General features: G+C 51.2%; 35 protein-coding genes. 34 read left to right on the top strand and 1 reads right to left on the bottom strand.

All coding sequences use genetic code 11. The features are described 5' to 3' along the window. From HOLDEFILI_RS10230 to HOLDEFILI_RS10260, 7 genes are all read left to right on the top strand, one after another. On the top strand, nt 1-819 hold the full coding sequence (locus tag HOLDEFILI_RS10230) for a DUF3848 domain-containing protein (RefSeq protein ID WP_039864661.1): 819 nt from the start codon (nt 1-3) through the stop codon (nt 817-819). Nucleotides 820-821: 2 nt separating this feature from the next. Then, nucleotides 822-1,160 (top strand): plasmid mobilization protein, encoded by a 339-nt coding sequence (locus HOLDEFILI_RS10235; protein ID WP_006059590.1) that lies wholly within the window; start codon nt 822-824, stop codon nt 1,158-1,160. Between the two features lie 155 nt (nt 1,161-1,315). Continuing rightward, nucleotides 1,316-1,615, top strand: coding sequence for a CD1845 family protein (locus HOLDEFILI_RS10240; protein WP_002588980.1), 300 nt, complete (start codon nt 1,316-1,318; stop codon nt 1,613-1,615). 123 nt (nt 1,616-1,738) lie between these two features. Then, entirely contained in the window at nt 1,739-2,332 is a 594-nt protein-coding gene (locus HOLDEFILI_RS10245) for a type IV toxin-antitoxin system AbiEi family antitoxin domain-containing protein (RefSeq protein WP_425268575.1), read from the top strand. Further along, nucleotides 2,329-3,183, top strand: a complete 855-nt coding sequence (locus tag HOLDEFILI_RS10250; RefSeq protein ID WP_006059592.1) for a nucleotidyl transferase AbiEii/AbiGii toxin family protein — start codon at nt 2,329-2,331, stop codon at nt 3,181-3,183. Before HOLDEFILI_RS10245 ends, HOLDEFILI_RS10250 begins: the two co-directional genes overlap by 4 nt. Continuing rightward, nucleotides 3,180-3,506, top strand: coding sequence for a hypothetical protein (locus HOLDEFILI_RS10255; RefSeq protein WP_006059593.1), 327 nt, complete (start codon nt 3,180-3,182; stop codon nt 3,504-3,506). The genes HOLDEFILI_RS10250 and HOLDEFILI_RS10255 overlap by 4 nt, the downstream gene beginning before the upstream one ends. Nucleotides 3,507-3,560: 54 nt before the next feature. Further along, nucleotides 3,561-4,973 carry a relaxase/mobilization nuclease domain-containing protein gene (locus HOLDEFILI_RS10260; RefSeq protein ID WP_006059595.1) on the top strand — a complete coding sequence of 471 codons (1,413 nt, stop codon included), beginning with the start codon at nt 3,561-3,563 and terminating at the stop codon, nt 4,971-4,973. A gap of 188 nt (nt 4,974-5,161) precedes the next feature. Here HOLDEFILI_RS10260 and HOLDEFILI_RS10265 read toward each other — a convergent pair whose 3' ends face one another. Then, nucleotides 5,162-5,476 carry a helix-turn-helix domain-containing protein gene (locus HOLDEFILI_RS10265; RefSeq protein WP_002576937.1) on the bottom strand — a complete coding sequence of 105 codons (315 nt, stop codon included), beginning with the start codon at nt 5,474-5,476 and terminating at the stop codon, nt 5,162-5,164. 157 nt (nt 5,477-5,633) lie between these two features. On the opposite strand from HOLDEFILI_RS10265, the gene HOLDEFILI_RS10270 reads away from it, so the two are divergent. The 27 genes from HOLDEFILI_RS10270 (at nt 5,634) to HOLDEFILI_RS10385 (ending at nt 26,581) form a co-directional block, all read left to right on the top strand. Then, a complete protein-coding gene (locus HOLDEFILI_RS10270) occupies nt 5,634-6,176 on the top strand; it encodes an SLOG family protein (protein WP_006059597.1) in 543 nt (180 codons plus the stop codon). 107 nt (nt 6,177-6,283) lie between these two features. Continuing rightward, complete coding sequence (locus tag HOLDEFILI_RS19755; RefSeq protein ID WP_166434156.1) at nt 6,284-6,454, top strand: hypothetical protein; 171 nt, start codon at nt 6,284-6,286, stop codon at nt 6,452-6,454. 53 nt (nt 6,455-6,507) lie between these two features. Further along, the gene (locus HOLDEFILI_RS10275) at nt 6,508-6,741 is read left to right on the top strand and encodes an immunity 17 family protein (protein ID WP_002576934.1); all 234 of its coding nucleotides are present in this window, start codon (nt 6,508-6,510) and stop codon (nt 6,739-6,741) included. A gap of 11 nt (nt 6,742-6,752) precedes the next feature. Next, nucleotides 6,753-7,256, top strand: coding sequence for a DUF2004 domain-containing protein (locus HOLDEFILI_RS10280; RefSeq protein ID WP_006059600.1), 504 nt, complete (start codon nt 6,753-6,755; stop codon nt 7,254-7,256). Nucleotides 7,257-7,292: 36 nt separating this feature from the next. After that, nucleotides 7,293-7,619, top strand: coding sequence for a DUF5713 family protein (locus HOLDEFILI_RS10285; RefSeq protein WP_002588986.1), 327 nt, complete (start codon nt 7,293-7,295; stop codon nt 7,617-7,619). 5 nt (nt 7,620-7,624) lie between these two features. Beyond that, nucleotides 7,625-7,774: a hypothetical protein gene (locus tag HOLDEFILI_RS19760; protein WP_006059601.1), complete on the top strand. Its 150-nt coding sequence runs from the start codon at nt 7,625-7,627 to the stop codon at nt 7,772-7,774. Nucleotides 7,775-7,839: 65 nt separating this feature from the next. Further along, the gene (locus tag HOLDEFILI_RS10290) at nt 7,840-8,571 is read left to right on the top strand and encodes a DUF4241 domain-containing protein (RefSeq protein ID WP_039864666.1); all 732 of its coding nucleotides are present in this window, start codon (nt 7,840-7,842) and stop codon (nt 8,569-8,571) included. 27 nt (nt 8,572-8,598) lie between these two features. Further along, nucleotides 8,599-9,039, top strand: a complete 441-nt coding sequence (locus tag HOLDEFILI_RS10295; RefSeq protein ID WP_006059603.1) for an immunity 51 family protein — start codon at nt 8,599-8,601, stop codon at nt 9,037-9,039. Further along, entirely contained in the window at nt 9,036-9,299 is a 264-nt protein-coding gene (locus tag HOLDEFILI_RS10300) for a hypothetical protein (protein ID WP_006059604.1), read from the top strand. The genes HOLDEFILI_RS10295 and HOLDEFILI_RS10300 overlap by 4 nt, the downstream gene beginning before the upstream one ends. 10 nt (nt 9,300-9,309) lie before the next feature. Next, the gene (locus HOLDEFILI_RS10305) at nt 9,310-9,609 is read left to right on the top strand and encodes a DUF6881 domain-containing protein (RefSeq protein WP_006059605.1); all 300 of its coding nucleotides are present in this window, start codon (nt 9,310-9,312) and stop codon (nt 9,607-9,609) included. Nucleotides 9,610-9,624: 15 nt separating this feature from the next. Then, entirely contained in the window at nt 9,625-10,575 is a 951-nt protein-coding gene (locus tag HOLDEFILI_RS10310; protein WP_006059606.1) for a hypothetical protein, read from the top strand. Beyond that, nucleotides 10,572-10,982: a DUF6966 domain-containing protein gene (locus HOLDEFILI_RS10315; protein ID WP_002588992.1), complete on the top strand. Its 411-nt coding sequence runs from the start codon at nt 10,572-10,574 to the stop codon at nt 10,980-10,982. Before HOLDEFILI_RS10310 ends, HOLDEFILI_RS10315 begins: the two co-directional genes overlap by 4 nt. Before the next feature lie 11 nt (nt 10,983-10,993). Next, nucleotides 10,994-11,971: a hypothetical protein gene (locus HOLDEFILI_RS10320; RefSeq protein ID WP_006059607.1), complete on the top strand. Its 978-nt coding sequence runs from the start codon at nt 10,994-10,996 to the stop codon at nt 11,969-11,971. Between the two features lie 42 nt (nt 11,972-12,013). Then, nucleotides 12,014-12,484, top strand: coding sequence for a DUF4259 domain-containing protein (locus tag HOLDEFILI_RS10325; protein WP_006059608.1), 471 nt, complete (start codon nt 12,014-12,016; stop codon nt 12,482-12,484). 3 nt (nt 12,485-12,487) lie between these two features. Then, nucleotides 12,488-18,706: an immunity protein Imm33 domain-containing protein gene (locus HOLDEFILI_RS10330; RefSeq protein WP_006059609.1), complete on the top strand. Its 6,219-nt coding sequence runs from the start codon at nt 12,488-12,490 to the stop codon at nt 18,704-18,706. 15 nt (nt 18,707-18,721) lie between these two features. After that, nucleotides 18,722-19,585 (top strand): CbrC family protein, encoded by an 864-nt coding sequence (locus HOLDEFILI_RS10335; protein ID WP_006059610.1) that lies wholly within the window; start codon nt 18,722-18,724, stop codon nt 19,583-19,585. A gap of 9 nt (nt 19,586-19,594) precedes the next feature. After that, entirely contained in the window at nt 19,595-20,146 is a 552-nt protein-coding gene (locus HOLDEFILI_RS10340) for a DUF4304 domain-containing protein (RefSeq protein WP_006059611.1), read from the top strand. A 26-nt stretch (nt 20,147-20,172) separates the two neighbouring features. Then, a complete protein-coding gene (locus tag HOLDEFILI_RS10345) occupies nt 20,173-20,709 on the top strand; it encodes an SF0329 family protein (protein WP_006059612.1) in 537 nt (178 codons plus the stop codon). An 11-nt stretch (nt 20,710-20,720) separates the two neighbouring features. Continuing rightward, complete coding sequence (locus tag HOLDEFILI_RS10350; RefSeq protein ID WP_006059613.1) at nt 20,721-21,080, top strand: hypothetical protein; 360 nt, start codon at nt 20,721-20,723, stop codon at nt 21,078-21,080. 15 nt (nt 21,081-21,095) lie between these two features. Next, nucleotides 21,096-21,740 (top strand): DUF3885 domain-containing protein, encoded by a 645-nt coding sequence (locus tag HOLDEFILI_RS10355; RefSeq protein ID WP_006059614.1) that lies wholly within the window; start codon nt 21,096-21,098, stop codon nt 21,738-21,740. A gap of 27 nt (nt 21,741-21,767) precedes the next feature. After that, nucleotides 21,768-22,547 carry a hypothetical protein gene (locus tag HOLDEFILI_RS10360; protein ID WP_006059615.1) on the top strand — a complete coding sequence of 260 codons (780 nt, stop codon included), beginning with the start codon at nt 21,768-21,770 and terminating at the stop codon, nt 22,545-22,547. 26 nt (nt 22,548-22,573) lie between these two features. Beyond that, a complete protein-coding gene (locus HOLDEFILI_RS10365; protein ID WP_244264322.1) occupies nt 22,574-23,455 on the top strand; it encodes a spondin in 882 nt (293 codons plus the stop codon). Beyond that, a complete protein-coding gene (locus HOLDEFILI_RS10370) occupies nt 23,445-24,323 on the top strand; it encodes a DUF4261 domain-containing protein (RefSeq protein WP_006059617.1) in 879 nt (292 codons plus the stop codon). Before HOLDEFILI_RS10365 ends, HOLDEFILI_RS10370 begins: the two co-directional genes overlap by 11 nt. After that, complete coding sequence (locus HOLDEFILI_RS19765; protein WP_006059618.1) at nt 24,324-24,464, top strand: hypothetical protein; 141 nt, start codon at nt 24,324-24,326, stop codon at nt 24,462-24,464. A gap of 28 nt (nt 24,465-24,492) precedes the next feature. Further along, on the top strand, nt 24,493-25,455 hold the full coding sequence (locus HOLDEFILI_RS10375) for a helix-turn-helix transcriptional regulator (RefSeq protein ID WP_006059619.1): 963 nt from the start codon (nt 24,493-24,495) through the stop codon (nt 25,453-25,455). A gap of 131 nt (nt 25,456-25,586) precedes the next feature. Next, entirely contained in the window at nt 25,587-25,955 is a 369-nt protein-coding gene (locus HOLDEFILI_RS10380) for a helix-turn-helix domain-containing protein (RefSeq protein ID WP_002569119.1), read from the top strand. 11 nt (nt 25,956-25,966) lie between these two features. After that, nucleotides 25,967-26,581 (top strand): ImmA/IrrE family metallo-endopeptidase, encoded by a 615-nt coding sequence (locus HOLDEFILI_RS10385; RefSeq protein WP_002592912.1) that lies wholly within the window; start codon nt 25,967-25,969, stop codon nt 26,579-26,581. Nucleotides 26,582-26,593 lie beyond the last annotated feature (12 nt).

Genomic DNA, 26,593 nt, shown 5'->3' on the forward strand with positions numbered 1-26,593 from the left:
ATGAATACCAACGATCTGAATACAGCTCTTTATGAAAAGATGGCCGCTGAGCAGGACAAATACAGGGACTGGCTGAAAAGCCAGCCCCCGGAAGAAATCCTGCACCACACTTATGAGTACACCATCCGTGAGGACATCGTGATGGCGATGGAGGAACTGGAGCTGACCGACGCCCAGGCCAAGGCGCTTTTGGAATCTCCTTCGCCGCTGGAAGATGTGTACCGTTATTTTGAAAAGCTGGAGACCGGCTATATGGATGTGATCCGGGACAGTATTGAGAACCGTGCCGACGATGTGTGCAGAGCTAAAGAGGAACTGCGAACAACACCGGTCTATCCCCACTCTGCCGCCTATGCGAGAGAACATGGGGAGCTGGAGCAGTACCGGGCTTCCAACAATGCAAATCTCCAATGCAAGGAGTCCATTGAAGCGGCGGTGCGGGAACACTTCGACGGAATGTATCTCAGTCACGATGCGGCAAAGGGTGTGATCGAGACCTATGGCATGGAGCGTGTGGCTATGGTTCTGGCTAACACCGTTCAGCTTCAGGACTGGGATGGGCGCTACTCCCGACGCAATAAGGAATGGGCTAAGACCATTCCCAACGAGAACCCCGAAACCGTCCGTTGTGGTTATGTCCTGAACAGCCACCCTGCTGTGCTGGATGGCTTTATTGATCTGGTGCGAGAAGAACAGCAGCGTAGCCGTACTCAGGGAGAAAAACTGCAACCGTCCCGCCCCTCAGTACGGGATAAGCTCAAACAGGAGCTGCCTGCCCATAAGCCTGCCGCCCCGAAGAAACGGGAGCCGGAGCGATAACTATGGCAAAGCGTAAGCGGGATATGCAATTAAACTTTAGAGTTTCAGCGGAGGAGCTTGCTGTGATTGAGCAAAAAATGTCTCAGTTTGGAACCTCCAACCGTGAAGCCTATCTAAGAAAAATGGCGCTGGATGGGTATGTAGTCAAGCTGGAGCTGCCGGAGCTGAAGGAGCTTGTTTCCCTGATGCGCCGAAGCAGCAACAACTTAAACCAGCTGACCCGTAAAGTGCATGAGACTGGGCGGGTTTATGATGCTGACTTGGAGGATATATCCCAGCGGCAGGAACAGTTATGGGAGGGCGTAGAGGAAATCCTTACCCAGCTTTCCGAACTTTTATAACAGGGATAGATACTCCATTTGCGGAGGGAGGAACGGCATTACTTCGCTGCTCCTCTCTCCGCTTTTTCTTTTTATCGGTATCCTTGTCTTTTGCCTGCCCATGCCGGATAATATGATTAGAAAAGATACCAAGAACGCTGCAAGGAGGAAATGACATGAAGATTTTGAAAGGGCTTTTGATGATTATAACTGCACCGGTCATTTTGGTTCTGACACTTTTTGTCTGGCTCTGCACGGGGCTGATCTACATATCCGGTCTGGTGCTCGGCCTGTTCAGTACCGTGATTGCTCTGCTTGGTGTGGCTGTGCTGCTTACCTATTCCCCGCAGAATGGTGTGATTCTGCTGGTCATGGCATTTTTGATTAGCCCGATGGGGCTGCCACTGGCTGCAATCTGGCTGATGGGTAAGGTGCAGAGTTTGAAATTTGCAATTCAGGAGTTGGTTTATGGATAAAAATACGCAAAACCATAAAATGCCAGACACCGTCTGTTAAATTTGGGAAAAGGAATTTTATATCCACGACTTTACTTTTGAACTAATATTGAATATAATATTAGTACGAAAGGAAGTGACATGATGGGACAATTTGAACAGCTGGATCAGATGCTAACAGAACAAGAAGGAATGCTGCGAACATCACAGGTCGTATCTTCTGGAATTTCAAAGCCGGTATTTTATGATTATGTGCGTTCACGAGATTTGTATAGAGTCGCACATGGGATTTATCTGTCCAAAGATTCCTGGGTGGATGCCATGTATCTGCTTCATTTGCGATTTGAACAAGCAGTATTTTCACATGAAACAGCTTTATTTTTTCACGATCTGACAGACCGTGAACCAATAGAATATACAGTTACGGTCAAAACTGGATGCAATCCAAGCAAAATGAAAGCAGAAGGCATTCAAGTTTTTACGATTAAAGCAGACTTACATGATGTAGGACTTACAACAGCGAAAACTCCGTTCGGGCATACTGTGCCGGTTTATGATATGGAGCGAACGATCTGTGATTTGCTCAGAAGCCGTAGCAGAATTGAAATTCAGACCTTTCAGGGAGCACTGAAAGCATATGCCCGTAGAAAAGATAAGAACCTGCGAGCTTTAATGCAATATGCTGGGATGTTCAAGGTGGAAAAAATTTTACGACAGTATTTGGAGGTACTTTTATGATAAAAACAGCAAGGCAGCTTAAAGATTTAATACGAAACCTTTCCAGAGAAAAATCCGCAGATGCTCAGATTTTAATGAGGAACTACATGATGGAGCGTTTTTTGGAGCGTATTTCTCTTTCTGAGTATCGTGATAAGTTTATCTTGAAGGGTGGTATGTTGGTAGCGGCTATGGTTGGATTGGATGCCCGCTCTACGATGGATTTGGATGCAACCATAAAAGGAGCTAATGTTAATGTGGAGGATATTGAGAATCTAATTTCATCAATCGTAACTGTTCCGATTGATGATGGTGTTAAATTTCAGCTGAAAAGTATTTCGGAGATTATGGATGAAGCAGAGTATCCGGGGATTCGTGTCAGCATGAGTACAACATTCGATGGTGTAGTGACCCCTTTGAAAATTGATATTTCTACGGGAGATGCAATCACTCCAAGAGAGGTTCGGTATTCATTCAAACTTATGCTGGAAGATCGCTCCATTGATATTTGGGCTTATAATTTAGAAACTGTGCTGGCAGAAAAACTGGAAACCATTATTACCAGAACCACAACCAATACCCGCATGAGAGATTTCTACGATATTTACATTTTAGAACAGCTGCATGGAACCACGCTGAACCCGAAAATTTTACATGATGCGCTTCTGGCAACTGCTCATAAACGGGGATCGGAGAAGTATCTTAACCAGGCTGAAGAAGTTTTTGACGAAGTGGAAAATGATTCGGTTATGCAAAAACTTTGGGAGGCATACCGTAAAAAGTTTTCTTATGCTTCTGATTTGGAATGGGATGTGATTATGAAAGTAATTCGCAGGTTATATGTTCTTTGCGAGAAGGGCATCAGCTTATGAAAAAGCATGGACACTATTGTAAAGTTTGTGGTGAATACAAAGCCAACGAAAAATTTTCAGGCAAAGGTCATGCATCCCACATTTGTAAATCCTGTGCTTCGCTACCAGCAGAAACGCAGGCTGAACTGATGACACTGAATCGTCTTTTGAATCTTCCATGGAGGCTATCGAAAGAGCAGTTGTCCTGGCTGAAAAATCGACTAAAGGATAGGCGGCCTGATGTCCGTGCATTGGCGCAAGAGCAATATGAAATGAGATTTCCACCAAGACACTTAGAAGATGATGAGTTCAATTTTTTCGATGAAGAAAGTTTTATAGAATAGTGAAAGCGGTCTGCTATGGCAGGCCGTTTTCTTTTCGGGAAGGAGGTCTGACCTATGGCAACCACAAGAATCATGCCGCTTCATGTCGGCAAGGGCCGCACAGAAAGTCGGGCGATCAGTGACATCATCGACTATGTGGCCAACCCAAAGAAAACAGATGACGGCAGACTCATTACCGGCTATGCGTGTGACAGCCGGACTGTGGATGCGGAGTTCCTTCTGGCAAAGCGGCAGTACATTGCCGCTACCGGACGAGTGCGAGGTGCGGATGATGTGATTGCCTATCATGTGCGCCAGTCGTTCCGCCCCGGTGAGATCACTCCGGAAGAAGCGAACCGGCTGGGTGTGGAATTTGCCAAGCGATTCACCAAGGGCAATCATGCCTTTGTGGTCTGCACCCACATAGACAAGTCGCACATTCACAATCACATTATCTGGTCATCGGTCAGCTTAGAATATGACCGGAAATTCCGAAACTTTTGGGGCAGCACCAAGGCAGTCCGACAGTTAAGTGACACCATCTGCGTCGAAAACGGACTGTCCATTGTGGAGAATCCGAAACCTCACGGAAAGAGCTATAACAAGTGGCTGGGCGATCAGGCAAAGCCCTCTCACCGAGAGCTGCTGCGTGTAGCGATTGACAACGCATTATCACAAAGTCCTGCTAATTTTGAGGAACTGCTGAAGCTGCTGCAAGAGTCCGGCTGTGAAGTATCAAAGCGCGGAAAATCGTATCGTTTGAAACTCCCCGGCTGGGAGAAAGCCGCCCGAATGGACAGCCTGGGCGAAGGATATGGATTAGATGATTTGCAGGCGGTTCTCTCCGGGAAGAAAACGCATACCCCACGAAAGAAAATAGTTACACAGGCAGAGACGCAGAAGGTCAATCTGCTGGTGGACATTCAGGCAAAATTGCAGGCAGGAAAAGGTGCTGGCTATGCGCGATGGGCTAAAGTTTTCAATCTGAAGCAAATGGCGCAGACCATGAACTACCTATCAGAGCATAACCTGCTGGAGTATGCGGTTTTGGAAGAAAAGGCTGCGGCCGCCACGGCACATCACAATGAGCTTTCGGCGCAAATTAAGGAGGCTGAAAAGCGTATGGCAGAGATCGCTGTTTTGCGTACTCACATCGTAAATTATGCCAAGACCCGTGAGGTCTATGTGGACTACCGCAAGGCCGGCTACTCTAAGAAATTCCGGGAGGAACATGAGGAAGAAATTCTGCTCCACCAGGCTGCTAAGAATGCCTTTGATGAGATGGGCGTCAAGAAGCTGCCCAAGGTCAAAGAGTTGCAGACGGAGTACGCGAAATTGCTGGAAGAAAAGAAAAAGACCTATGCCGAGTACCGGCGTTCCCGTGAAGAAATGCGGGAGCTTTTAACGGCAAAGGCTAATGTAGACCGAGTGCTGAAAATGGAGGTAGAACAGGATGTTGAAAAAGAAAAAGACCACGGCCAGCGGTAAGCTGGTCCTGGTCAAAAGCGTTCGCAGAACGCGCAGCCACAGAATGAAATTCTGTGTTCAAAGGGGCTTGGGGGCGCTGCCCTCAACAAGCAGCTTGTGGCGAAATGGATAGCCACAAGCATTGCTTGCCACAATATGCTGCGCATAAAATGAAAAACTAACGACGGGACGCTTACTGCCTCCTATCGTTAGTTTTCTGTGTTTAAGCGACTTATAAAACCAATCAGCATAATCAAATCGTCATCTGACATCTTTCTCATTCCGTCCAAAGCCTTCTTGATAAGCTGAGGGTTATTTTCCTGTGCATCAAAAAATTGAAGCGGTGTGATTTCAAAATACTCACAGATGTTGAGGAACTGCTTCATAGACGGCATAGAACGCCCAGAGGAAATCGCCTGAATATAGCTTCTGTTCTGCCCTAACTCCATGCTCATCTGATATTCTGAAACACCTTTTTTCAATCGCAATTCTGTGATCCGATTGCGGATAAATTCTTCGTCCATACGCTCACCTCTCTGCACTTTTAGCATAGCAGAAAGCAATTCTTGATACTTCGTATGTATTGTGTTATAATTTTATAATACAACCTTTATACGCATTATTATTTGCGTTATTTTTGCTTTATATGCGTAATCAAGGCAGTTATCAAGGGTGATTTATATGAATCAGTATGCCTGCGCCATTACCGGCCACCGACCAACAAGATTTTGCTTTGGATATAATGAGGAAGATCCCCTATGCCAAAAATTAAAAGAATGTCTCCTGGAGCAGTTTCGGATACTTCATGACGAGAAATTTGTCCGTACTTTTTTTGTCGGCGGTGCTCTTGGTGTGGATATGTGGGCTGGAGAACAGCTGCTGACATTGAGGGCACAAACGGGATACGAAGATATTAAAATTGTCGTTGTAGTTCCCTTCATCGGTTATGACTCTAAATGGCCGGATCAGAGTAGACATAGATTGAAAAAGCTGATCCAAAACGCAAACGATTCCATTGTTATTTCACATTCTGCGGATGTTTCCAGTTATAAAAAAAGGAATTACTATATGGTCGATCATGCAGAGTACCTTATCGGTGTGTTTGATAATCAGAAAAAGCTGCGCTCAGGTACAGCACAGACAGTCAACTATGCCTTGCATCAGGGAAAAGTAATCACTCTGATCCATCCAGACACTATGGAGATAACAGCCCCTGCGCCTTAACAAATTCACAAAAATTTTTCATTAGCATTTCCAACAAAATATTTTCATTGAAGGGGTGCTGTGATATAATAAGATATAAAACTACGCTCAGAACAAATGGTGCCGCTATGAACAAATATATTGGACAGCAATTTGCTGCTTTAAGATACGAAAAAAATATTTTGGTTGTTGAAGAAACTACATCTGCTGGTGGATGCGGCTCCTTCAACGCGGCTTCTTCATGTCCTGCGTCAGCCTGTCTTTATGACAGTGCGGCGTGGGGCTTTTTTATTGTTTGAAAAGAGTATGAAAAGAGAAATACCAGCAGGTATTTGCGTGAGGAGGAAGTAGAATGAACAGTGAACAGATCACAGCATTTTTGCAAGAGCATTGGTACATTGCCTCGGTGCTCATCGGGGCCGTGATTTTAATTGGGGCGATCCGCAACTGGAACTGGCTCTGCGACCCCACTGGTACGCGGGATGCCCACCGCCACAGCAGAGGATACCGGCGGGTGGTGTTCTTCCTGCTGGGCGTCCTTTTGATCGTGGTGAGCATCTGGGGATTTGTGCTGAAATTGAAATAAGAGGTATATCTATGAAACTGAATTGTAAACGCATTGATTTTACATATACACCCGGTGAGGAAATCTTCAACTTTCCCGAGGAATCGGGACTACCCTTTATCTTCGATGTAGAGGAAGAACTGACCGGCGATCCTGCTGTCATGGATGCGGTGGGAGAAATGCTGGATGAGGCGGAGGAATTGGCGGAGAAGGCCAAAGCCGCCATCAAAGCGGCGCTGGCAGACGAGGACAGCCGCTACCATAGCGTTGTGACATTTTTCATGGAGTTCCATCGGGACGATGTAGGCCCGGATATTGTGGCGGAACTTTTTCCGGGAACCGACCCAGCCAAACTGTCCTTTGCTGAGATGGTTGACTTTTTGAAGCTCAAGCGGTTCGGCAGTCTGGTGGATAGCGAGATGAACCAGCAAGTTTTCATTCTGGATCTGTCCTTTAACCCGGAGATTACCGACGAACTGATGGTAATCTACTTTGATTTGAACAAGGAGATTTTCTGTATCACACATGAGAGCTGAGCGTGACTGACATACACGAGGAAAGGAGCAATCCCTATGAAAGCATTTGACCCCAATTACAAGCTGCTGGACGAGATGTATCAGGACGATTACTATCCTGCTTTTCTGGTGGACAAGGTAAAGGACGAGCTTCAGAAGGTCATCGCCCTGCTGGAGAGTGGCGAAACCGACACCGAAGTGGTGCAGGAAACGCTGGACGAGGCGGTCTGCGGCATCAATGATCTCCAGGAGGAGTTTGATGAGAACGACAGCGAGATCGAAACGGTGGCGCGGGAATGTATTGCGGCAACCGTGGCCTACATTCTGGAGTGGTTTGGCATCCCCATTGACACCGAGGAGGCCATCCGGGAACGGGACTGGTGAACCCTATGGCAGAAAAAGAACTGGCCCTTTGTGATGAGTGCGGAAGCCTGTTTTTCAAAGGCTCCTCACAGATGATGGGGCTGTGCCAGAATGTGCCCATGTTCTCTATGGCTACCCGAATTGTGACCATCATTTTCAGGATGGCCGGTGTGTGAACTGCTATTGGGACGGCTCAAAGAGTGTGTACATCAAGAAGCAGAATCAACAGGAGGAAACTGATATGCCTACAACTGAATGGCTGAACAAATACGAAGCAATCAAGGATAAATTGACCTGTAAAGATGACTTGGAGGCCCATTTCACAGAGAAAGTGATTGGGAACATGGCGGTGGATGTGCTGGACATCGGCACCGTCCATTTCCCCACCGGGCAGATTTTCGCCTGTGATCCGCTGGTGGAACTGGAGGACACTCTGCCGTTCCTTCAAACGATCCCCGCCGGAACTTATCCCGTAAAAATCTGCGTGGTGCCCAGCGAACAATACGGCGACCGCTATGCCTGCGTCAAGGTGGAGGTTTCTCAGGAAAAGCCTGTCCGCTATGAGCTGGGCATGGTGGGCAACGAGGATCTGGACGAGGAACTGGGAGAGGACGAGTATTTTGGCTTTGGCGTAGACGCCGGGATGGGCTGTGTCGCGGACATCCAGACCCAGGCGGCCTTCAAGGCATACTGGGCCAAGCGTTTAGAAGAAGACCCGGACATCGACCCCTACAACGACCTGTTCTGCGATCTTCTGGAAGAAAACGCCAAAGCCTACCCCAAATATCAGGGGGACTGCGGCGACTGGCTCAACTGGACAGTGCCGGGCACGGACTGCAACCTGCCCATCTTTGCCTCCGGCTGGGGGGATGGTTACTATCCTGTCTACTTCGGGTATGACGCCAAGGGCAAAATCTGCGCCGTGTATGTGCGGTTCATTGACATTGAAGCCAGTTATCGAGAGCAGGATTAAAAATGTGACAGAACAAAGGAGAACACTATGAAAGACCTTTGCCAATACGGAAACCGGCCGGAGGACGAATGGGAAATCTTGCCCTGGATACCTGATCCGCGCCCGCCCTTCAAAATCTGGGTGAAGCCGGAGCAGATCGCGCCATTCTTTCTCATTCCCCACCACCCCTATGCCATCTCCCTTCTGCTGAAGATCAGTGACGGGTTCCGGACAGAAGAATTCTGCCGGCTGGGACTGACCGGCAGCAGCGGAGACTGGGAACGGCTGGTCCGGGGCGTGATCCGGGAGTTTGAGGAAAGCAATAGTGGTGAGGATCTGTTTCACTTTGACTCTGACGAGGATGTGTTCTGCGTGTACTCCCAATACATCGACGATTTGATGCTGCTGTCAAAAATGATCCGGGCGGCCTGTGCCGATGAAAAAACGATGGGGATGTATCTGAACATGAGCGAGGCAGCGGAAGCATGAGAGAGTTAACTACTCAAACAGGGATAGTAGTAAAATGCAGTAAAACGGCCATTGAATTTTTCCAAAATGCTCAGTCAGTGGATTTCTTTTCTGTGCTGGAGATCCCAGAGGAATTCCAAGGTATAGCGGTTGAGTTTTATGATTTGATTATGGAAAATGATCATCTTGCGGCCTTGCTGGGCTGTCGCGGCAATTATGATATTGCAATACAGATAGATGAGGTAACCGGCACCATGACGGGGTGGCATTGGTTCAAATGAGGGAAATGGAATGATCGAGTATATCAAGCTCTTTTGGGAGGGCGCACCGGAGGGTGAACCATCGGTCATCCTCTATGAAGTGGATACCGAAAATGAGCGGTTGGCCCTCCGCTCCATTGACATCTTTGCGGATGGCCGCACCCGCAACATCCCTGCCCTTTACGACGGCGCCATCGAGATCACACCAATCCTCACCGTGGAGGAATTGAACGCCCATGTCTGGGGCGAGGAGTTCCACGCCTGCATCATAGAGAAGGCGGAATTTGAGGCCATCTGGGAAACTCACACCTATGATGGAGCGTTAAAGTAGCCAGGAGGAGACACTATGAACAAACCTATAAAAGCCAAAAATCTGCCGTTGTTCTCCATCATTGACCTGAACCAACTGCGCCGGGAAAACCATCTGGAGGGCACAGAAGTGACAGACTTTTTCACGGCAAGGGATGGAAAAGTCTATCTTCTCATGGAACAGCCGTCCGAAACACAGGGTAAGGACTGGCTCAGCACTCCTTCCACCTATACCGCAGTGGAAATCCAGCTGGATTGGGCGGAACAGCGGGTGCTGGAAACGACGCTGTTTCCTCTTGGCCTCTTGAAGTTCCAGTTCCATTATTTGCGGCCCGCAGGTGACCACTTCCTCCTGCTGGGGGCAAGATGCGCCTATCGGGAAAACGGCCCCGACCAGAACGCTTGGATCGTCAGCCGGGACGGAGCTGTGCTGTCCCGTTTCTGCCTGGGGGATGGCATTCAAGACTGTGTGGTAAAAAAAGATGGCACCATCATTACCAGCTACTTTGACGAAGGTGTATTTGGTAATTACGGTTGGGATGAACCTCTGGGTGCTTGCGGCCTGATTGCATGGACATCGGAGGGAACTCCTCTCTGGAAGAATGAGAACTATTCCATCTATGACTGCTACGCCATCAGCCTGGACGAAGAAGAAGACCTGTGGTTTTATTATTACGATGAATTCCGGCTGGTGCGGACGAACTTCAAAGAGGACTTTGTAGTTGAACTGCCAATCGAAGGAAGCGGAGCTTTTTCTGTTGCCCCGTCCGGCAATACCTTCCTGTTTCAAGGCGGATACCAGCAACGGGATAAATTCTACTTCCTTACCGCTCATGGTGATCACCTTGGGAAAAAACAGGAGGCTATTCCCACCTGTGACGGAAACAAGGTCGCTGTGGAGCAGTGCAGCCTGCTTCGCAGCCGGATGTTGTTCCTTGGAAAAGATGGTGTGCTCTATGGAGGTATTTGGGGGAGCGATGGCCAATGAAACAGTCTGATATTTATACCGAGGCTCTGACCTGTCTGCGCTCCATCCTTCTGGCAGACCATCCAGAGTTCCAAAACTGGATCGACTGGTTGGAGCGGGACATTCAGGACTGGAACCAGCGGCGGGAGGTTGCCCACCATCTTCGGGCATACGGAGGTATGGGCTCGTTCAACGACCTGCCCAGTATGCGTGGAAATCACGACTATATTTTCGACTTTCTCAAGTCCGTGTGCTATGCCTTCGGCCATCTTTATGGCAAACGGGAAGGCATTTCTCCGGAGGCATTGATGGAGGAGTGCCTGCACGATGTAGAGCAGGCAGCCTATCACCCCCATAAGGCACTGAACCAAGCCATTGCCCAGCACTTGATGCAGGGCGATTTACAGGAAAACCTGGATAGGCTGTAGGAGGACTTGTTATGAACAAAAGACTATTCCGCACCCAATTCAATCAAATGGAAAACATCGAGAAGCAGGTGCTGATGGAGAGCCTGGCTACCCGTTATGATATGACCTTTCTCGGTCTACATACTTTTGACCGCTGGGGCCAGAGCTGCACCACCGGCATCTTCAAGAAAGATGGTCGGGAGTTCGTCTTTGTCCCCGGCGATACCGTCACCCTGGGCTGGGAGCAGTTTGCCGTGGGATTGAATCAGGAGAGCCGGGAGGAATTGGAGTATCTGTTCCGAGAATGGGAAATGGAACCGCAGAACCCGGAGGAGATGATCCGGGAAAGCATGGCTCCCGTCCGGCAGGCGGCCATTGGCCCCATGCTGGTGGGCCGGGAGCTGGAGGAACTCTGCTGGGAGCCAGTCAAGATGGACGATCCCAGGCTGACCGCCCACCCTGACTGGCTGAAGGAATTTCGTGATTTTGCCTGGAGTGACAGCAGCAGTCTTACCTTGCATCAGTCGGCCCGCATTGAGCGGACGGAAAAGGGCTTTCAGATCTGCATCTATAACCGCACAGACTACGATGCGCTTCTTGCCGGGCTGGAAAAGCAGGGGCTTTCGCTGCCTACGGCGGACGAGTGGTCCTACCTGTGTGGCGACGGGTGTCGGACCCTGTTCCCGTGGGGAGATGGGTTAGACTACTCCATGCGTCTGCGCTGGTTTGAGGACATGGATGAGGATGAGAACCGGCCCTATGACATGGAGGAACCCAACTTCTTCGGCCTGTCCATCGCCTACGATCCCTATATGCGGGAAGTGGTGCAGGCTGATAGACTTACCACCTGTGGCGGCGATGGCGGATGCAATATCTGCGGTGGGCTGGGCCCATTTCTCGGTTTCCTACCCTGTTCGCCCCACTGTAAGCCGGAAGTGCAGGAGGACAATGAACTAAACGGAGATTATGACTTTTATCGGCCTATCATTCGGCTGGAGAACCATGATTGACAATAGAAGCTTGATACAAAATAAAGAAAGAGAGGTGCCGACATGGGAGCATGGGGCATAAAAGCATTAGAGCGTGACGAAGGGCTGGATGTACTGGACATCCTCAAAAATGAATATGTACCGGAGCATCCGGTAATGGATCTGGGCGAGATGATCGAACTGATGAAAGAGGAAGTCATGCTGGGAGCTGACTTCTCACAAATCGACTTCCTCTTTGACAATACTGCGATGGCTCTGGCGGAGCTGTATTTCCAATGGAAGGATAATGGCAAGCTGGACTACGATTATGAAGAAGCTATATGGGATAAAGTCACCGGTTTCACAGCATCCAAAGAAGCCCTTGCTTTCCTGCTGCGGCAGCTCACCGACATCAAAAACGAGGTGCCGGACGAGGACGGCATCCGTGAGATTGTGGATCTTTGGAAGAACGAGGACAGCGGTGAGATCGCTCCTGTGTGGTCAGAGCATTTGGACTGGCTCATCAAGCGGCTGATCTCGGAACAGGAGGCATGACGCATGTATATCAAAAAATACTGGGGCAACTTTATTGGCGGTTCCGATGACAGTCTGAACCTTGTGGCATTTTTAGAGGATCAGAAAAAGGAGGAGATCCCCCTCAGCGAGATTTTCGCCAAGATTGGTCTGGACAAGCAGAACTGGGACTTCCGCCAGACCGTGGAGTATCTGGAGTTCACCCATTCGGACGGCGTGGAGATGGACTTCCACTTCGCCATTGATGTGGTCACCGACCTGGCCGCCATCCTGCTGGAGTGCAGCGTCAGTGGCAGTGTAAACCTTCAGGATCTGGACGAGTACAACACCCCCGCCCGCCGTATCCGCATCACTGCTACGCCGGAGGAGCACGAGGCCATGGACAAGGCCCTGGCGGACTTTGTCCATGCCCCGCTGGAATACGACATCAGCGAGATGATGGGCGAGGATGAGATCACGGATATGGCTTCTCAGGTGGAGATGCTGCGGAAGGAGCTGTACGAAGCCTCTGGCCGCAACCGGAACTACCATGTAAAGGCGGAAGATGTAAAAGATCTGCTCCCTGACTGGGAGGGTGCCGATGGCTGTATCGCCACCAACCGCATCACAGTGGAGGGCTGCAAGGTTGGCTACTGCTACAGGGAGAAGCCGGACGGCGGCTGGGACAGTGGCTGGCGCTTCACCGCTGGTGACGAGAGCGAGGCGTACATGGACGACCCTAACAACGCCGGGATTTACAAGCTGAACACAATTTGCAACGACGATCCCGACATCATTCCTCTGCTGAACACCCCCGCCCCCTGCGCCTTTGAGCGGGATGAGAACGGCGTGTTCCAGCAGATCAAAGACTGGAAACCAGATGAGGACGAGGAGGACCCTGATATGGATATTTTGAAGCAGTGCCAGAAGTGGCATGAGGAGGACAAACACCAGAAAATCGTTGACGCACTGGAGGCAATCTCTGCCGAGGAGCGTACCCCGGAAATGGATATGGAGCTGGCCCGCGCCTACAACAATCCGGCGGACTCCAGCGAGCCGGAGGGAAGGAAGCTGCTTCACCAGGCACTGGAACTGATGCAGTCCCATGAGGAGGAACTGGGAGATACTTATTCCTGGAATTTCCGTATGGGGTATGCCTATTATTATCTGGATCAGGAGGGCCGCGCTCTGCGGCATTTTGAAAAAGCTCTGGAACTGCATCCCGGTGATGATCCTAAGCTCAACACCCGACAGGACATGGAGGAACTAATTGACTCGTGCAAAAAGGGTATTTCTCTGCCGCAGTTCTGGGAGTGCTTCCGGGAACGGACAGAGAACTGGTGGGAAACCTTTGCCGAGATGGAAGCAGAGCTGCGCCAGATGATGGACGAGGACAAAGATCACACCCGCGGTGCGGAGATCGTGGCCCAAATGGAGGAAACCCTGAATTTGGTTTTTGACGAGATTTCCTTCGAGATGGGCTTCAACGGCGAAAAGCATGAGCTGATCCTCACCCCGGAGGGGGATAAGGTCAAGCTGTTTGAGCTGGTCTACTTCCAGAAGCACGCCCCCAAGGAGGTGCTGGAGCACTGGAATATCCTTGTGGGCCGTCAGCCTCTCCAGAACATCGGCCTGCGTACTGAGGATGGCTTGGACATCTCCGGGGAGGATGTGCAGATCTGGCTGGAGGAGCAGGGTGAAAACAGCTTCGCCATCTCCGCCTACTGCGAAAAGCTGCTGCCTATGCTCCGGGAGGAAGAAGGCCGGGCCTGGTGGATGCTCACTACCTTCACCGACCAAGTGCTGGGCGAGATCTCCCACATGAGATACATAGACAGCTTTGATGTGCTGGAGGAACCCAAGGCAGAGCCGTCCTTCCTCCTGTCCCAGCTGCCCGACAAACTGCGGGAGCAGGGCCTGGAGCTCTCCACCGACCCGGAAGCCTATCTGGAGAGCTACCTTGGTTACAAAATGGAACCCAAACAGGACCCGGACGCCGATTGGCGGCTGGATGTAATGGCCGGTTCCACCTGCTGTGTGCCGCTCATCAACGGCTATCTGAATGCCGACAATGATTTTATGGACGATCTCCATGCCGACGGCGCGGTGGCGGGCTTCTTCTGCTATCCCCTGGATACCCTGCGGGAGGAGGGAGGCAGTCAGAAAATTTTCGACTTCCGGGACAAACTGGAGGAAGTGCTCACCGGCGGGGATGGATCGGAAGTGCTCACTCTCACCGGCGGGGCTACCGGCCTCTACTGTGGCTATGTGGACTTCATCGCCTGGGACATCCAAGAGGCGCTGAACATGGCGAAAGAGTTCTTTGAAGGCACGGACATCCCATGGGCCATCTTCCACACCTTCCGCCGTGAAGCCGGTTCTGTATCCCTAAAGCAACAAGATGATGGGACAGAAACTGAGAATCAGGATGACGAGTTGGACGAAACGCTGACGGGCATGGACTATATTCCTTACACCCAACAGAACGCCGAAGCATTCTTCGCTCAGCTGGAGCAGTGGAACGACGAAGACGAGTACACCCGCTGTATCCAGGCACTGAATGCCATCCCGGAGAACTGGAGGAACTACCGCACCGCCTACGCCCTGGCCCGTGCACTGGAGAACTACGCCATCATCGGGGACCATGACGAAGGTACTTTGAAATCCAAGGGAGACAAAGCCCTTCTGAGGGCCATTGAGGTGCTGGAGTCCGTCCGGGAGGAAGGCCAGGACAAGGCGGAGTGGAATATGCGGATGGCCTATGGCTATCAGTATCTCTATGGTCAGGAGGAAAAGGCCATCCCCTACGCCGAGCGGTGGGCGGAGCTGGACCCCGAGGACGAAAATGCCCCGGCAGTAATTCGGGAGTGTAAGGCGGAGATCCGGAAACGCCAGCGCAGCCGGAAGAAGAAGGCCAAATTCGTGCCCGGTGATACTCCATTTGAGGGCTTCGACCTCACCAACTTCTGGGATGATAATTGGTATGCACTGAAAGAATATGTCAGTGATCCGCCTTCCGATGAGCTGATCGCCAGCGTGGAGGAGGAACTGGGCTATAAGCTGCCCGCCGCCTACATCTGGCTGATGAAGCAGCACAACGGCGGCATTCCGGTGAATACCTGCTATCCCTGCGATGAGCCGACCTGTTGGGCAGAAGACCATGTGGCCATCACCGGCATTTTCGGCATCGGACGAGAAAAGAGCTGCTCCCTCTGCGGAGAGCTGGGCAGCCAGTTTATGATCGATGAGTGGGAGTATCCTGCCATCGGTGTGGCCATCTGTGACTGTCCAAGCGCCGGACACGATATGATTTTCCTGGACTACCGAGCTTGCGGCCCCCAGGGAGAGCCTGCGGTAGTCCATGTGGATCAGGAAAACGACTACAAGATTACCCATCTGGCAGACAGCTTTGAGGAATTTGTCCGCGGACTGGAGCATGAATCCCTCTATGATCCGGATGAAGATGTAGAGGATCTTGAGGATGACGCCGACGAGGAGAAAACTGACCGTAAGGGCTCCTTTGCCGGGTCTGTGCTCCTCTCCAAAGCGGAATGGGACAAGGAGCAGTTGATCCGGAATCTACGGGAAGAATGGGGCATCGTAGATGAGGAGCCGGATGAGGGCGACGAAGATGATGAGAACAGCGATGACGCTGTGGTAATGCGGGTCGGCGGCATGATGCTGATCGTGACACTCTTCCACGGTCACATCCCGGACAATGAAGCGGAGATCAACGCCGAAAACAACTATATGTGGCCAGAGGCCGTAGAGGTGGCCAAAGCGCACAAGGCCCATATCGTGGTGGCTGTATTGGGCGAGGAGGAAAAACTGCTGGAACGGGGTAAGCTGTTCACTAAGGCGATGGCAGTGTGCTGCAAGCAGAAATATGCCACCGGTGTCTACACCAGCGGCGTGGTATTTGAGCCTCGTTTCTATGAGGGCCTTGCCGATATGCTCAAAGAGGACGAACTGCCCATCTTCAACTGGGTTTGGTTCGGCCTGTACCGGAGCGAGGGGGGCCTAAACGGCTACACCTACGGCATGGATGTGTTTGGCAAGGAGGAAATGGAGGTGTTGAACACCGACGCTGAGCCGGAGGAACTGCGGGACTTTTTGGCCAGCCTTGCCTCCTATGTGCTGGCGTGTGATGTGACACTGCAAGACGGCGAGACCATCGGTTTTTCTGCGGACGATAAGCACACCATCACCCGCAGCCCCGGCGTCTCCCTGCCGGAGGAACAGATGACCCTGAAGATCGGTTACGAGCCTATAAAGGGAGATCCGGAGGATGACAGCTGCGACCACTCAGACAATGATGACACGCAGGATGAGGAAGAATTCAGTAATCCCGAAGTCTACACCGAGGAGGAGATGGAAGCCGTCGAGGGGCACATTGAGCAGTATTTCGGCAAGTTCGAGAATGTGTTCCATGAGCTGGTTTCTCCCGATATCCATGTGGACATCTGCGTGGTGCCGCCCTCTGAGGAGCGGGACTACTGCACCCTGGTCACCATGGGCATGGGCGCTCACCGGATGAATGTGCCGGAGGAACTGGCGGAATATAAGCTGGAGCGGGCGGAGCTGGCCATTGCCCTGCCTGCGGACTGGAAGCTGGATCAGGAGTCCATGAAAGACGAAAAGTGGTACTGGCCCATCCGCCTGCTGAAATCCTTGGCCCGCCTTCCCATTGCCAGCGATACCTGGCTGGGCTTCGGCCATACCATGGACAATGAGGAGGATTTTGCAAAGGACACAAAGCTGTGCGCCGCCATTCTGACTGGTCCCCAGGATACCGAAGATGGCAGCGAGGTCTGCATCCTGCCGAGTGGCGAGGAGGTCAACTTCTATCAGGTGATTCCTCTCTACCGGGATGAATTGGAATATAAGCTGGCCCATGACGCGGACGCCCTGCTGGGCAAAATGAACGGCATCAGCTTTGTGGTGGAGCCTGATCGTCAGGATGCTATCACCCGTGGCACCCTTTCCAATGATGATTTTGACGGTGAGATGGACGATGCCTCCTATCATATCGAGAGCATTGAGGAGAAGGGACTGCCAATTGACCCCATCAACGCTTATAACCACATGGCCATCTACCTGCGCTGGTGCATGGAGCACGACCTGATGGGTGAGGACTTCCTGAAAGAATACAGCGAAGTGGCCAAACAGGTCAAAGCTGATCCTGCCAGCGTGGATCTGCGGGAGTTTATCCGGGATGAGCTGGACGGCTGTCTGTTCTCTGTGCTATTCAATCAGCAAGGCCGTGCCTTTGCAGGCTATTACTACGGAGAGGGCGACAGCCCCTACTATTCTGCCGATGTTGACGACAACGCCCTCCGCTTCTTCGGCCCGGAGCGGTATCACTCTGATGAGTTCCAGGATGAAGCCTACCTGTTCATCCCCTTTGACGAGGACTACTATCAGGCTATGGCAGAGGTGATCGGGGAACGGTTTGAAAACTGGCAGGGACAGGACTTCGACGAGGACACGCTGGAGCCTTCCGAGGTTGCTCAGGCCATCATGGAGTATCTGGACTGCGAGTGTACCTATTTCCCATCCATGGCAGATGATGACCCCATCATGTCGGCATACAGCTACGCCCAGCGGCTGGGGGTACGGGAGGGCTTTGTTCCCGTACTTATCCAGGCGGATGATGAAACGCTGTTGGAATGTCTGGTAATGAACGCCGACCCGGAGCATGATGCGGACTGCTATGAATTTGACCTCAAAACGGTAGAGGAGTACCGGAAGAAGATGCTCTCCGCTCCCATCAAGGACGGAAAGGCGGTTCTGGAGGAATTGACCGGCCAGCGCAAGGAAGAAGCCGAGGACGATGACATGGACTGGGAGGCGGAAGTCCTGGGCGAGATGGAGGGCGGCTATGACAATGACCGCTTCTCCTGCTATTGGGATTCGGATAGCCACATGACCTATCCGCTCATTCTGGCCAAAATTCCGGTCAAGAACCCCTGGGAGATCTTCGCCTATCTGCCCTTTGGAAATTGGAATGAGTGCCCCGACACGCCGGACCTGATGGCAGTGGCGAAATACTGGTTCGAGCAGCATGGTGCCATCCCTGCCGCCATGAGCCACGATGAATTGGAGTTTGAACTTCCGACTCCGATCTCCAAGGAAAGAGCTATGGAAGTGGCTGTGGAGCAATATGGCTTCTGCCCAGATCTGGATCAGAATGAGGATGGAAGCATTGGCTCCTTGGCAGATGTCCTGTGGCAGTCCACTGTCTGGTATTTCTGGTGGGATTGATGGGAGGTGCGACCAATGACAGAATATCAGAAAACCTATATCGAACTAAAAAAACAGTTTGTTGCGACCAATGAAGGTCCGGACAGTGTCCGCGCTCTATATACCTTCAAGGAAGAACTTGAGCAGAGTGAGGATCAGCAGGCCAAGGAAGTGCTGGTGGATATGTATGATCTACTGGACTTCAAGAAGGATGCCTATGAACTGCTCTGCCAAATCGGAAATCGTTCCGATAAAAAGACCCTCAAGCGGCTGGGCACGCTGAAGGACTATGCGGAAAACTGGGGCAATCATTATGCTCTCCCCAAGCCCAAAACGCCGGAGGAAAAGCAGAAAGAAAAGGAACGGCAGGCCCAGCTGGGCCTGCCCGCCTTCCGGTATCACCCAAACCCTCTGGAAACTGGGGCTTTTGAGGAATCCGCAGACGGCGTTGTCTGCGACTGCTGCGGCAAGACGACCCATATTTTCTATACAGGCCCCTTTTACGCTGTGGAGGATATTGAGTATCTGTGCCCGGAGTGTATCTCCAGTGGCGAAGCAGCCCGGAAATATGACGGCTGCTTCCAGGACGATTGCTCTCTGGATAATGGTGTAGACGATCCAGAGAAGCTGGACGAGCTCATCCACCGAACTCCCGGCTACTCCGGTTGGCAGCAGGAATACTGGCGCGCCCACTGTGGCGACTACTGCGCCTACCTGGGCCATGTGGGTGCCAGAGAACTGCGGGCGCTGGGTGTGCTCGAGGAAGTGTTGGACGATCCCATGTGGGATGACGAACAGAAGAAAATGATTCAGGAATCCGTCAATGGCGGGCATCTGCAATGCTATCTGTTCCAGTGCCTCCACTGCGGAAAACACCTGGTCTGGATGGATTTTGATTGAGGTGGCAACATGGAGAAGAAGGATTTTCCCAAGGGAACCAAGCCCCGTGAGATCTTCGTCTATACCTGTGAGCGGATCGCGGAGCCTTTGAACCCGCTGGGCTACAAATACCGCAAGAGCAAAAATGACATCTACAAAAAAGACGGCATCTTTGTGTTCTCCTTTTACTTTTCCCCCTCCATCCGCTTTGGCTCCACCACTTTTACTGCCTTCTTCGATGTGAGTTCCCCGGTGATTGCCCAGTGGCGCAGTGAGCAGGAAGGGACGGAGGAAACCTATGATGGTATCGTGGGTACCTCCATCGCCCGGCTGACCCACCGGTATGATGACTTCCCCCGCTATGAGGTATCTACTCTGCTGGAGCGGGAACGCTCTATCCAGGAAATTTCCGGGCAGATCCAGGACTATGCACTACCATTCTTTGCCCGGTTTTCCAATCTGCCCAAGCTGCTGGACGATGTGGAACAGGAGGGGTTCTTCCCCCATCGGAAGGGGTTCGATGTCCCTAAGCGGAATCGGGAGTTCATCGAATGCTTCCGGGAGTATCTCCAAAAGCAGTAGGAATCAGCAGAAAGGAAACAACACCTATGTCAAACAGTAGAGTATCCACTTGGAGTGGAATCCGGAACAAATTGGAGAATGACTACCTGTGCCCGGCACTCCGGGGCCACATCCAGTATTTTGCCACCAGTTACAGCAAAAGCGCCGACCATGAGGGCCGGGCCGCCATTCGTGTGGACGGCGTGGAAGTGCTGCGGAGCAACTACTACACCTATTTTGAAAATGTGTGGACGAAATTTCATCACTTGCGCTCCACCACGCTGAAAGATCACGACTCCGCAAAAGAGGCCATCAATCAGGCTCATGCCTATGCGCTGGAGCAGGGCACCTTTGACCAAAAGGTGTTCTATGAGGCGTTTGGAATCTTTGACAACCAGAGCATCGAGAAAAGCCTTGTCAGCGAGAATCCCCTTGTCCGTATCTTTGCCCTTCTGGATCGCAGGCTTGGCAAGCGCCGCCTGCTGGCTTTGGAGGACTCCATGGAGCAGGAACTGGACTGGGTGCGGGCTTTCTATGTGATCCGGTTGCAGGCCGAAGGGCTGATGGAAGCGAATAACATTTAGGAGGAACCACCATGTCACAGATCGCGTCCTTTTATCTGATAAAAAATAACCAGCGGCAGGAGTTGTCCGACGGTGACTGCTCCGGCGCGGTCTATATGGCCATCTGGGACTGGTGTGAGAGCGAACTGGATCTGGATGTCCGTTTTCCTGCTCCCCAGACGGAAGACACCCTGGACTGCGCTCTGCTGGAGGGAGAGCTGGCGTCTCAACTGCTGGCAGCTCTGCGGGAGCAGGATCTCCCGGAGCTGGCCGCTGAAATTGCCCCGGACTGGGATCTGCCCACCGAGGCGGTGCAAAGCGGGCTTAATACGCTGCGCTCCCATCTGGAACTGGTGCAGGGCGATGCTGCTCTGCTGTATGAAATGACATGAGAACGGAGGGATACCATGCTGGCAAAGCGGTTTGAACACATTTTACATGATCTGGGCATGGCTGGGCTGGAACACCCTCTGTTCTACCATGCACCGGTGGGCATTCGTTTTAAGATCGGCGGGGAGGAACCAATCTATCTGGATAGGCGTGCGGCGAAGCTGAAAACCAACCCCGCTTATGTTCAGGGGGCGCTGGACCGAGCCGCCGCGATCTATCGGGCACTTCCGGCGGTGCCGGACCTTCTGCGGATCGACGGGTATCCCGATGAAGAACCCGCCGAGTCCCTGCTGACCGTTATCCGGCAGCGAGTGGGCCTCCCAGTTCCCGATGAACAACTTTCGGCCACAGAGCAGGATGAAGATGGGGATACCCATGCACAAGTGCAGTTTTACTGGGATCTCAGCAAGATCAGCTTTCAACCAGAGCTGCTTCTTCGGGAAATCATTCTGGGGGACATCGGCGGCTGGAACGGCTTTGTGTCCAGCGTCTATCTGGCTGGGCCGGGGCCGTTCCTCTACCATTTGTACGATGACCGTGGGCTGGATGTGCTGGGCGGCTCACAGAAGCTGCTATTGCCTCTCTATCATCAATTTCATGACTGGATTTTGGAATACGATCTGGAGAAGATTGACCAGATGTTCGCTCTAGCAAAAGAATGACTGCATAACAGAAAAGGAGACATTGCTATGGGACTTGATATTTACGCCGGGCCGCTGACCCGGTACTATTCTCACAACTGGAAAACTGTTGTTCAGCAGTGGGCGGAGGAAAACGGATACACCTTTAACCGGATCACCCCGGATGGAGAACCCGCCGACAACGAGGAGGAGCTGTCCCCGGCTGAGATCCAGGCGGCAGTGGAGGACTGGCGGGATCAGATCTTAGCCGCCATTTCCCAGCCGAACCAGCCGCACTACACTCCATGGCCGGAGGACAACGAGCGGCCCTATTACACCGATAAGCCGGATTGGGATGCCTTTGGCGCTATGCTGCTGGTGGCTGCCTGTCATACATACGAGGAACCGGTGCCTCTCACCGTGGAGAAGGACTGGGACTTCGGGGAGCATCCCCTGATTGCCCGCCTTGCATCGGACGAGGAGCGGGTGTGGTCCCTGCTTCGGGGCGCGACTTGGTGGCTTCCCCTCACCGACAGCTTTCTATTCCAAGGCCCTCTGCCCACCGATGATCAGACGATGATCGCCACCTTGGGCGGACTGCGGAAGGAGCTGGAAAAGCTGAACCAGCTGGCATGGCAGGCCGATGAGGACACTATCCTTGGTTGGGCAGACACGGAGGGATACCCGGTAGACGGAACCGTAGACTCAGATGGACAGTACAGCAAGGCAGACATCCCGGAACACACCCAGTATGACACCCAATCCTTGGCCAAGTTTGCCTTCTCCGTGTTCTGGCGGGCCATGCGGTTTGCCGAGGAGCAGCAGGTGCCTATCCTGCTTGACTATTAAAGAGAATTCGTCAGGGGGTGGAGACCGTGGAACAAAAACGGCCGGCAGATATATTTCAGGAGCTTCTGGACTACCTATGGAACGGCCTGGGCCTGGAGGAAAAGGGCTGGAAGCGGCTGAAAAAGGGCGACTTCAAAAAGAGAACAAAAAACGGCCTGACCTACCTGATCTGGTTTGATCGGAGGCGCTACAACTACATAGACTACGAAATCGGCCATGGAAATGTTGAGGTGGGCTTCACCTGTATCATAAAGCAGGGAGATGATTGTCTCTACTCTTTCAAAATAGAACCGACAACAGGCGGTTCGTTCTTTCGGATGCTGACAGAGGATCTGCGGTTGGACACCGGGCTGCTGGACACCTTCCTGCCCCTGATCCAAGCCCACTACCTTGACTTTATCTCTCACTTTGAGGTGGACCCAGCAGAGGCGCTCCAGCCGGTCTGCGCCCCCTTTATCCAGCCGGAGGATTACAGCTGGTGCATTCATGTGGATGAGCAGATGGTGGAACGGTACGGAACATCGGAGCAGCTGGCGGAGTACCGCCATCAGGCGGAATTGCGCGGAACGCCTGAACACAAGGCAAAGAACTGGATGGGTTCGATGTTGTTCCACCTCTCCCACGCCAATGATGTGGATCAAGCCTGGGCCTCAAGCCGCACCAGAGAGGAACTGGACCAGGTGGTGGAACCCTTGTGCAGGCCAAGCGGCAGACAGGACAGTGGACACAGGAGGATGAGGCGGGCTATCAGCTCTACCGGCAGGAAACAGATCCGAAGAAGCGCACCTTTCGGGTATGGTATCTCATCGCCAACCCCCGCGGCCTGCCGAAAGAGTTTGTCCAGAAAGAGCTGGAGTTTCGGTGGAAACTGTTCCCAGAAAAGAAGGAGGAAACCAAATGAGCAATAAAGCTTTCCAGCAAAATCTGGACGACAAAAAAGGCCCCCAGCCCGGTGGCCCCTATCTCATTCAGATGCTGTTCAAAGAGCCGGTAGAAATGCCGGATAAAGAAAAAATGACTGCTGTAATGGAGAAGCACATCGGATCAACAGAGTGCTTCTGTTATGATAAGAAAATGGCTGGCTTTGCCGCACAGGAGCATATTGCAGAGTTCAAGGACGGAAAATGCCCGGTGCAGCTGATGGTGATGAAATGCGACAAGTTCAAGGGCAAAGGCTTTGATGCCTTCCTGATGAGCCAGATGTGGGACTGCCAGGAGGACCGGGAGCGGATCTTCCGGGAGTGCAAATATCAGGTGGTAGCCACCGATATGCTGGCTGCGACACTTCCGGCGCTGGAGCGTGCCAACCTGGATGCCGACTTTTTGGAGGCTCTTGCGGAGCTGTACCCCACCTGTGAGGCATTCTATTTCCAGAACTGCGGCAAGCTGTTTCTGGCAGAGGATGTACGCTCCCACCAGATTGAGGGTCCGGATCGGTTCATCCGCTTTGGGGTCAATGTCCGCTTCTTTAACATTGAGGGCACTGAGGATATGCTCATCGACACGGTGGGCATGAGTACCCTGTTTCTGCCCGACCTCCAGTACCACTTCCACGACATGGACCCAAACTGGGTGGTAAACCACGCCTATAATGTTGCGTCCTATATTCTGGAGCATGATAATCCCATTGGGGATGGTGAAACCATAGACGGCGTGGCGGATGGCCAGATGTGTCGGGAGATCCAGTGGAAGTGCCAGTATGAGGACGCCCTGATCCAGCCGCCCAGAGGGGTGCTGGACATCAACATGGGAAACTATGCTTCGGGAGGACGCTGAATGAATGGCGTTGTGCTCCTGGTAGGCGGACTTCTGCTTGTGGCGGTGATCAAGCTGATTATAGATCGAAATTGGATCGGCCTGCTTCTCTGTGCTGTCGCCCTGCTTCTGGTCTTTGGGGCTGGACACCATACAAAATAGGCCATTTTAAGAATCGAGGAGGTGAAGTATGCAGAATTCAACAAATATGCGGATACTGGAATTACTCCGGTTTCTCTATGAGCGGACCGATGAAAACCATCCCGCCACAGTATCTGACATCATTGCCCATCTGAATGGAAAAGGAATTCAGGCAGTGCGGCAGACTGTTTACGCAGATACCAATGCGCTGATCGATGCGGGGATTGATATTGTGGTGGTTAAGAGTACCCAAAACCAATATTTTATGGGAAACCGCCTGTTTGAGCATCCAGAACTGAAAATGCTGACAGACGCAGTAGCATCCTCGAAGATCATTTCTGCCAAGAAGTCTGAGGAGCTGGTGCAGAAATTATGCCGTCTGACCAGTCTACATCAGGCAAAGCAGCTTCAAAAATTTGCTGCTTTATCCAGCCGTGTCAAACCGCATAATGAAAAGGTTTACTACATCATTGACAATATCCAAACAGCGATTGGAAACCATCAGCAAATTCGGTTCCAATACTATGAATATACTCAAGAAAAAAAGAAAATCTTAAAGCATGATGGATATTATTATGTCGTAAATCCTTATGCGCTTGAATGGAAAAATGACCATTACTATTTGATTGGATTTTCTCTGAAGCATCAGAAAATTGCTCACTTCCGTGTAGATCGGCTAACAAGTGTAGAAAATCTGGAAACTTACTTTATGCCGATAGAGGGATTTGATGTAGCCTCCTATACAAATAAAATGGTTGATATGTTTACATCGGAGTCATCGAAGGAAGTAACCCTTCTATGTGAAAACGAATTGATGAGAGTAATCATAGATCATTATGGAGAAGATGCTGCTGTTGATAGGTATGATGATACACACTTCACAGCCAAAATTGAAGTGAACCCCAGTGGAACTTTTTATGGCTGGATATTCAAATTCAAAGGGAAAATAAAAATTCTCTCTCCCAAAGAGTGCATTACGGAAATGCAGCAAATCGCTCAGGAATTTATATAGCGCAAAAGAGGTGTTATTGATTTTTAACACCTCTTTTCAAATGAAATTTTTATCCTTGAAGTGAACAGATGTTCGATATACAATATAAGCAAGATGTTCGCAGTTCGTCGAACAAATGAGAGGTGAATGCTGTGGGCAATATAACTTTTGGATCATTTATAGCCGAGAAACGCAAGGCGCACAAATTCAATTTACGCGATACAGCCAAGCATTTGAATATTGCTTACGGTTATCTGTGTGATATTGAGCAAAGCCGCCGTCCTGCACCCAATGGAGATTTTGTGGAACGCATCTCTGCCTTTCTGAATTTGGATAAATCAGAACATGAGTTGCTTTTGGATCTGGCTGCAAAATCACGCAATACAGTATCTGCTGATTTGCCAGACTATATCATGGAAAAAGATATTGTTCGGGCAGCCTTGCGTGTGGCAAAAGAAGTAGATGCTACCGATGAAGAATGGCAGACATTTATGAAAATGCTAAAGGAGCGTAAACGATAGGGGGGAGAGCTTTGTCAATTCCACAAATCCGTACAGAAGCAATCGAGGCAGTAGGGCGAAAAATCCTGATGGAATATGATCCCTCTCTGCTATCCGGGCAACCATGTCCTGTGCCAATCGAAACCATTATCGAGACAAAGTTTGATCTAATCCTGGAGTTTCATACACTAAGAAAAAACCCCAAGATATTAGGGGAAACAATTTTCGATGACGGTGCTGTTGTCTTATATGACCAGATACAGAGACAGTATCGAATGATTGCAGTAAGAGCCGGTACAATCTTAATTGATGAACGGCTTTGTGATCCGTCAAAATTAGGGCGGCTCCGTTTTACCTGTGCCCATGAGCTGGCTCATTGGGTACTACATAAGAAGTTGTACTCTGGTACTGGAGATGTTGCTGCTTATAACGGAAATGTTTCTTCCGACGAAAGTCATGGCATAATTGAGCGTCAGGCGGATACTCTGGCTTCTGCTCTGCTGATGCCTTTACCGCAGATCAAAAAATGTTTTTACCGGCTTAAAATAGGCCGGACAGATGAACAGCTCATTGCTGAAATGGCAAATATTTTTGAGGTTTCCAAGCAAGCAATGCAGATTCGTCTAAAATCCAGAAACCTGATATAACCAAATGGGGGA

The sequence above is a fragment of the Holdemania filiformis DSM 12042 genome, from assembly GCF_000157995.1.
Lineage (GTDB): Bacteria > Bacillota_I > Bacilli_A > Erysipelotrichales > Erysipelotrichaceae > Holdemania > Holdemania filiformis.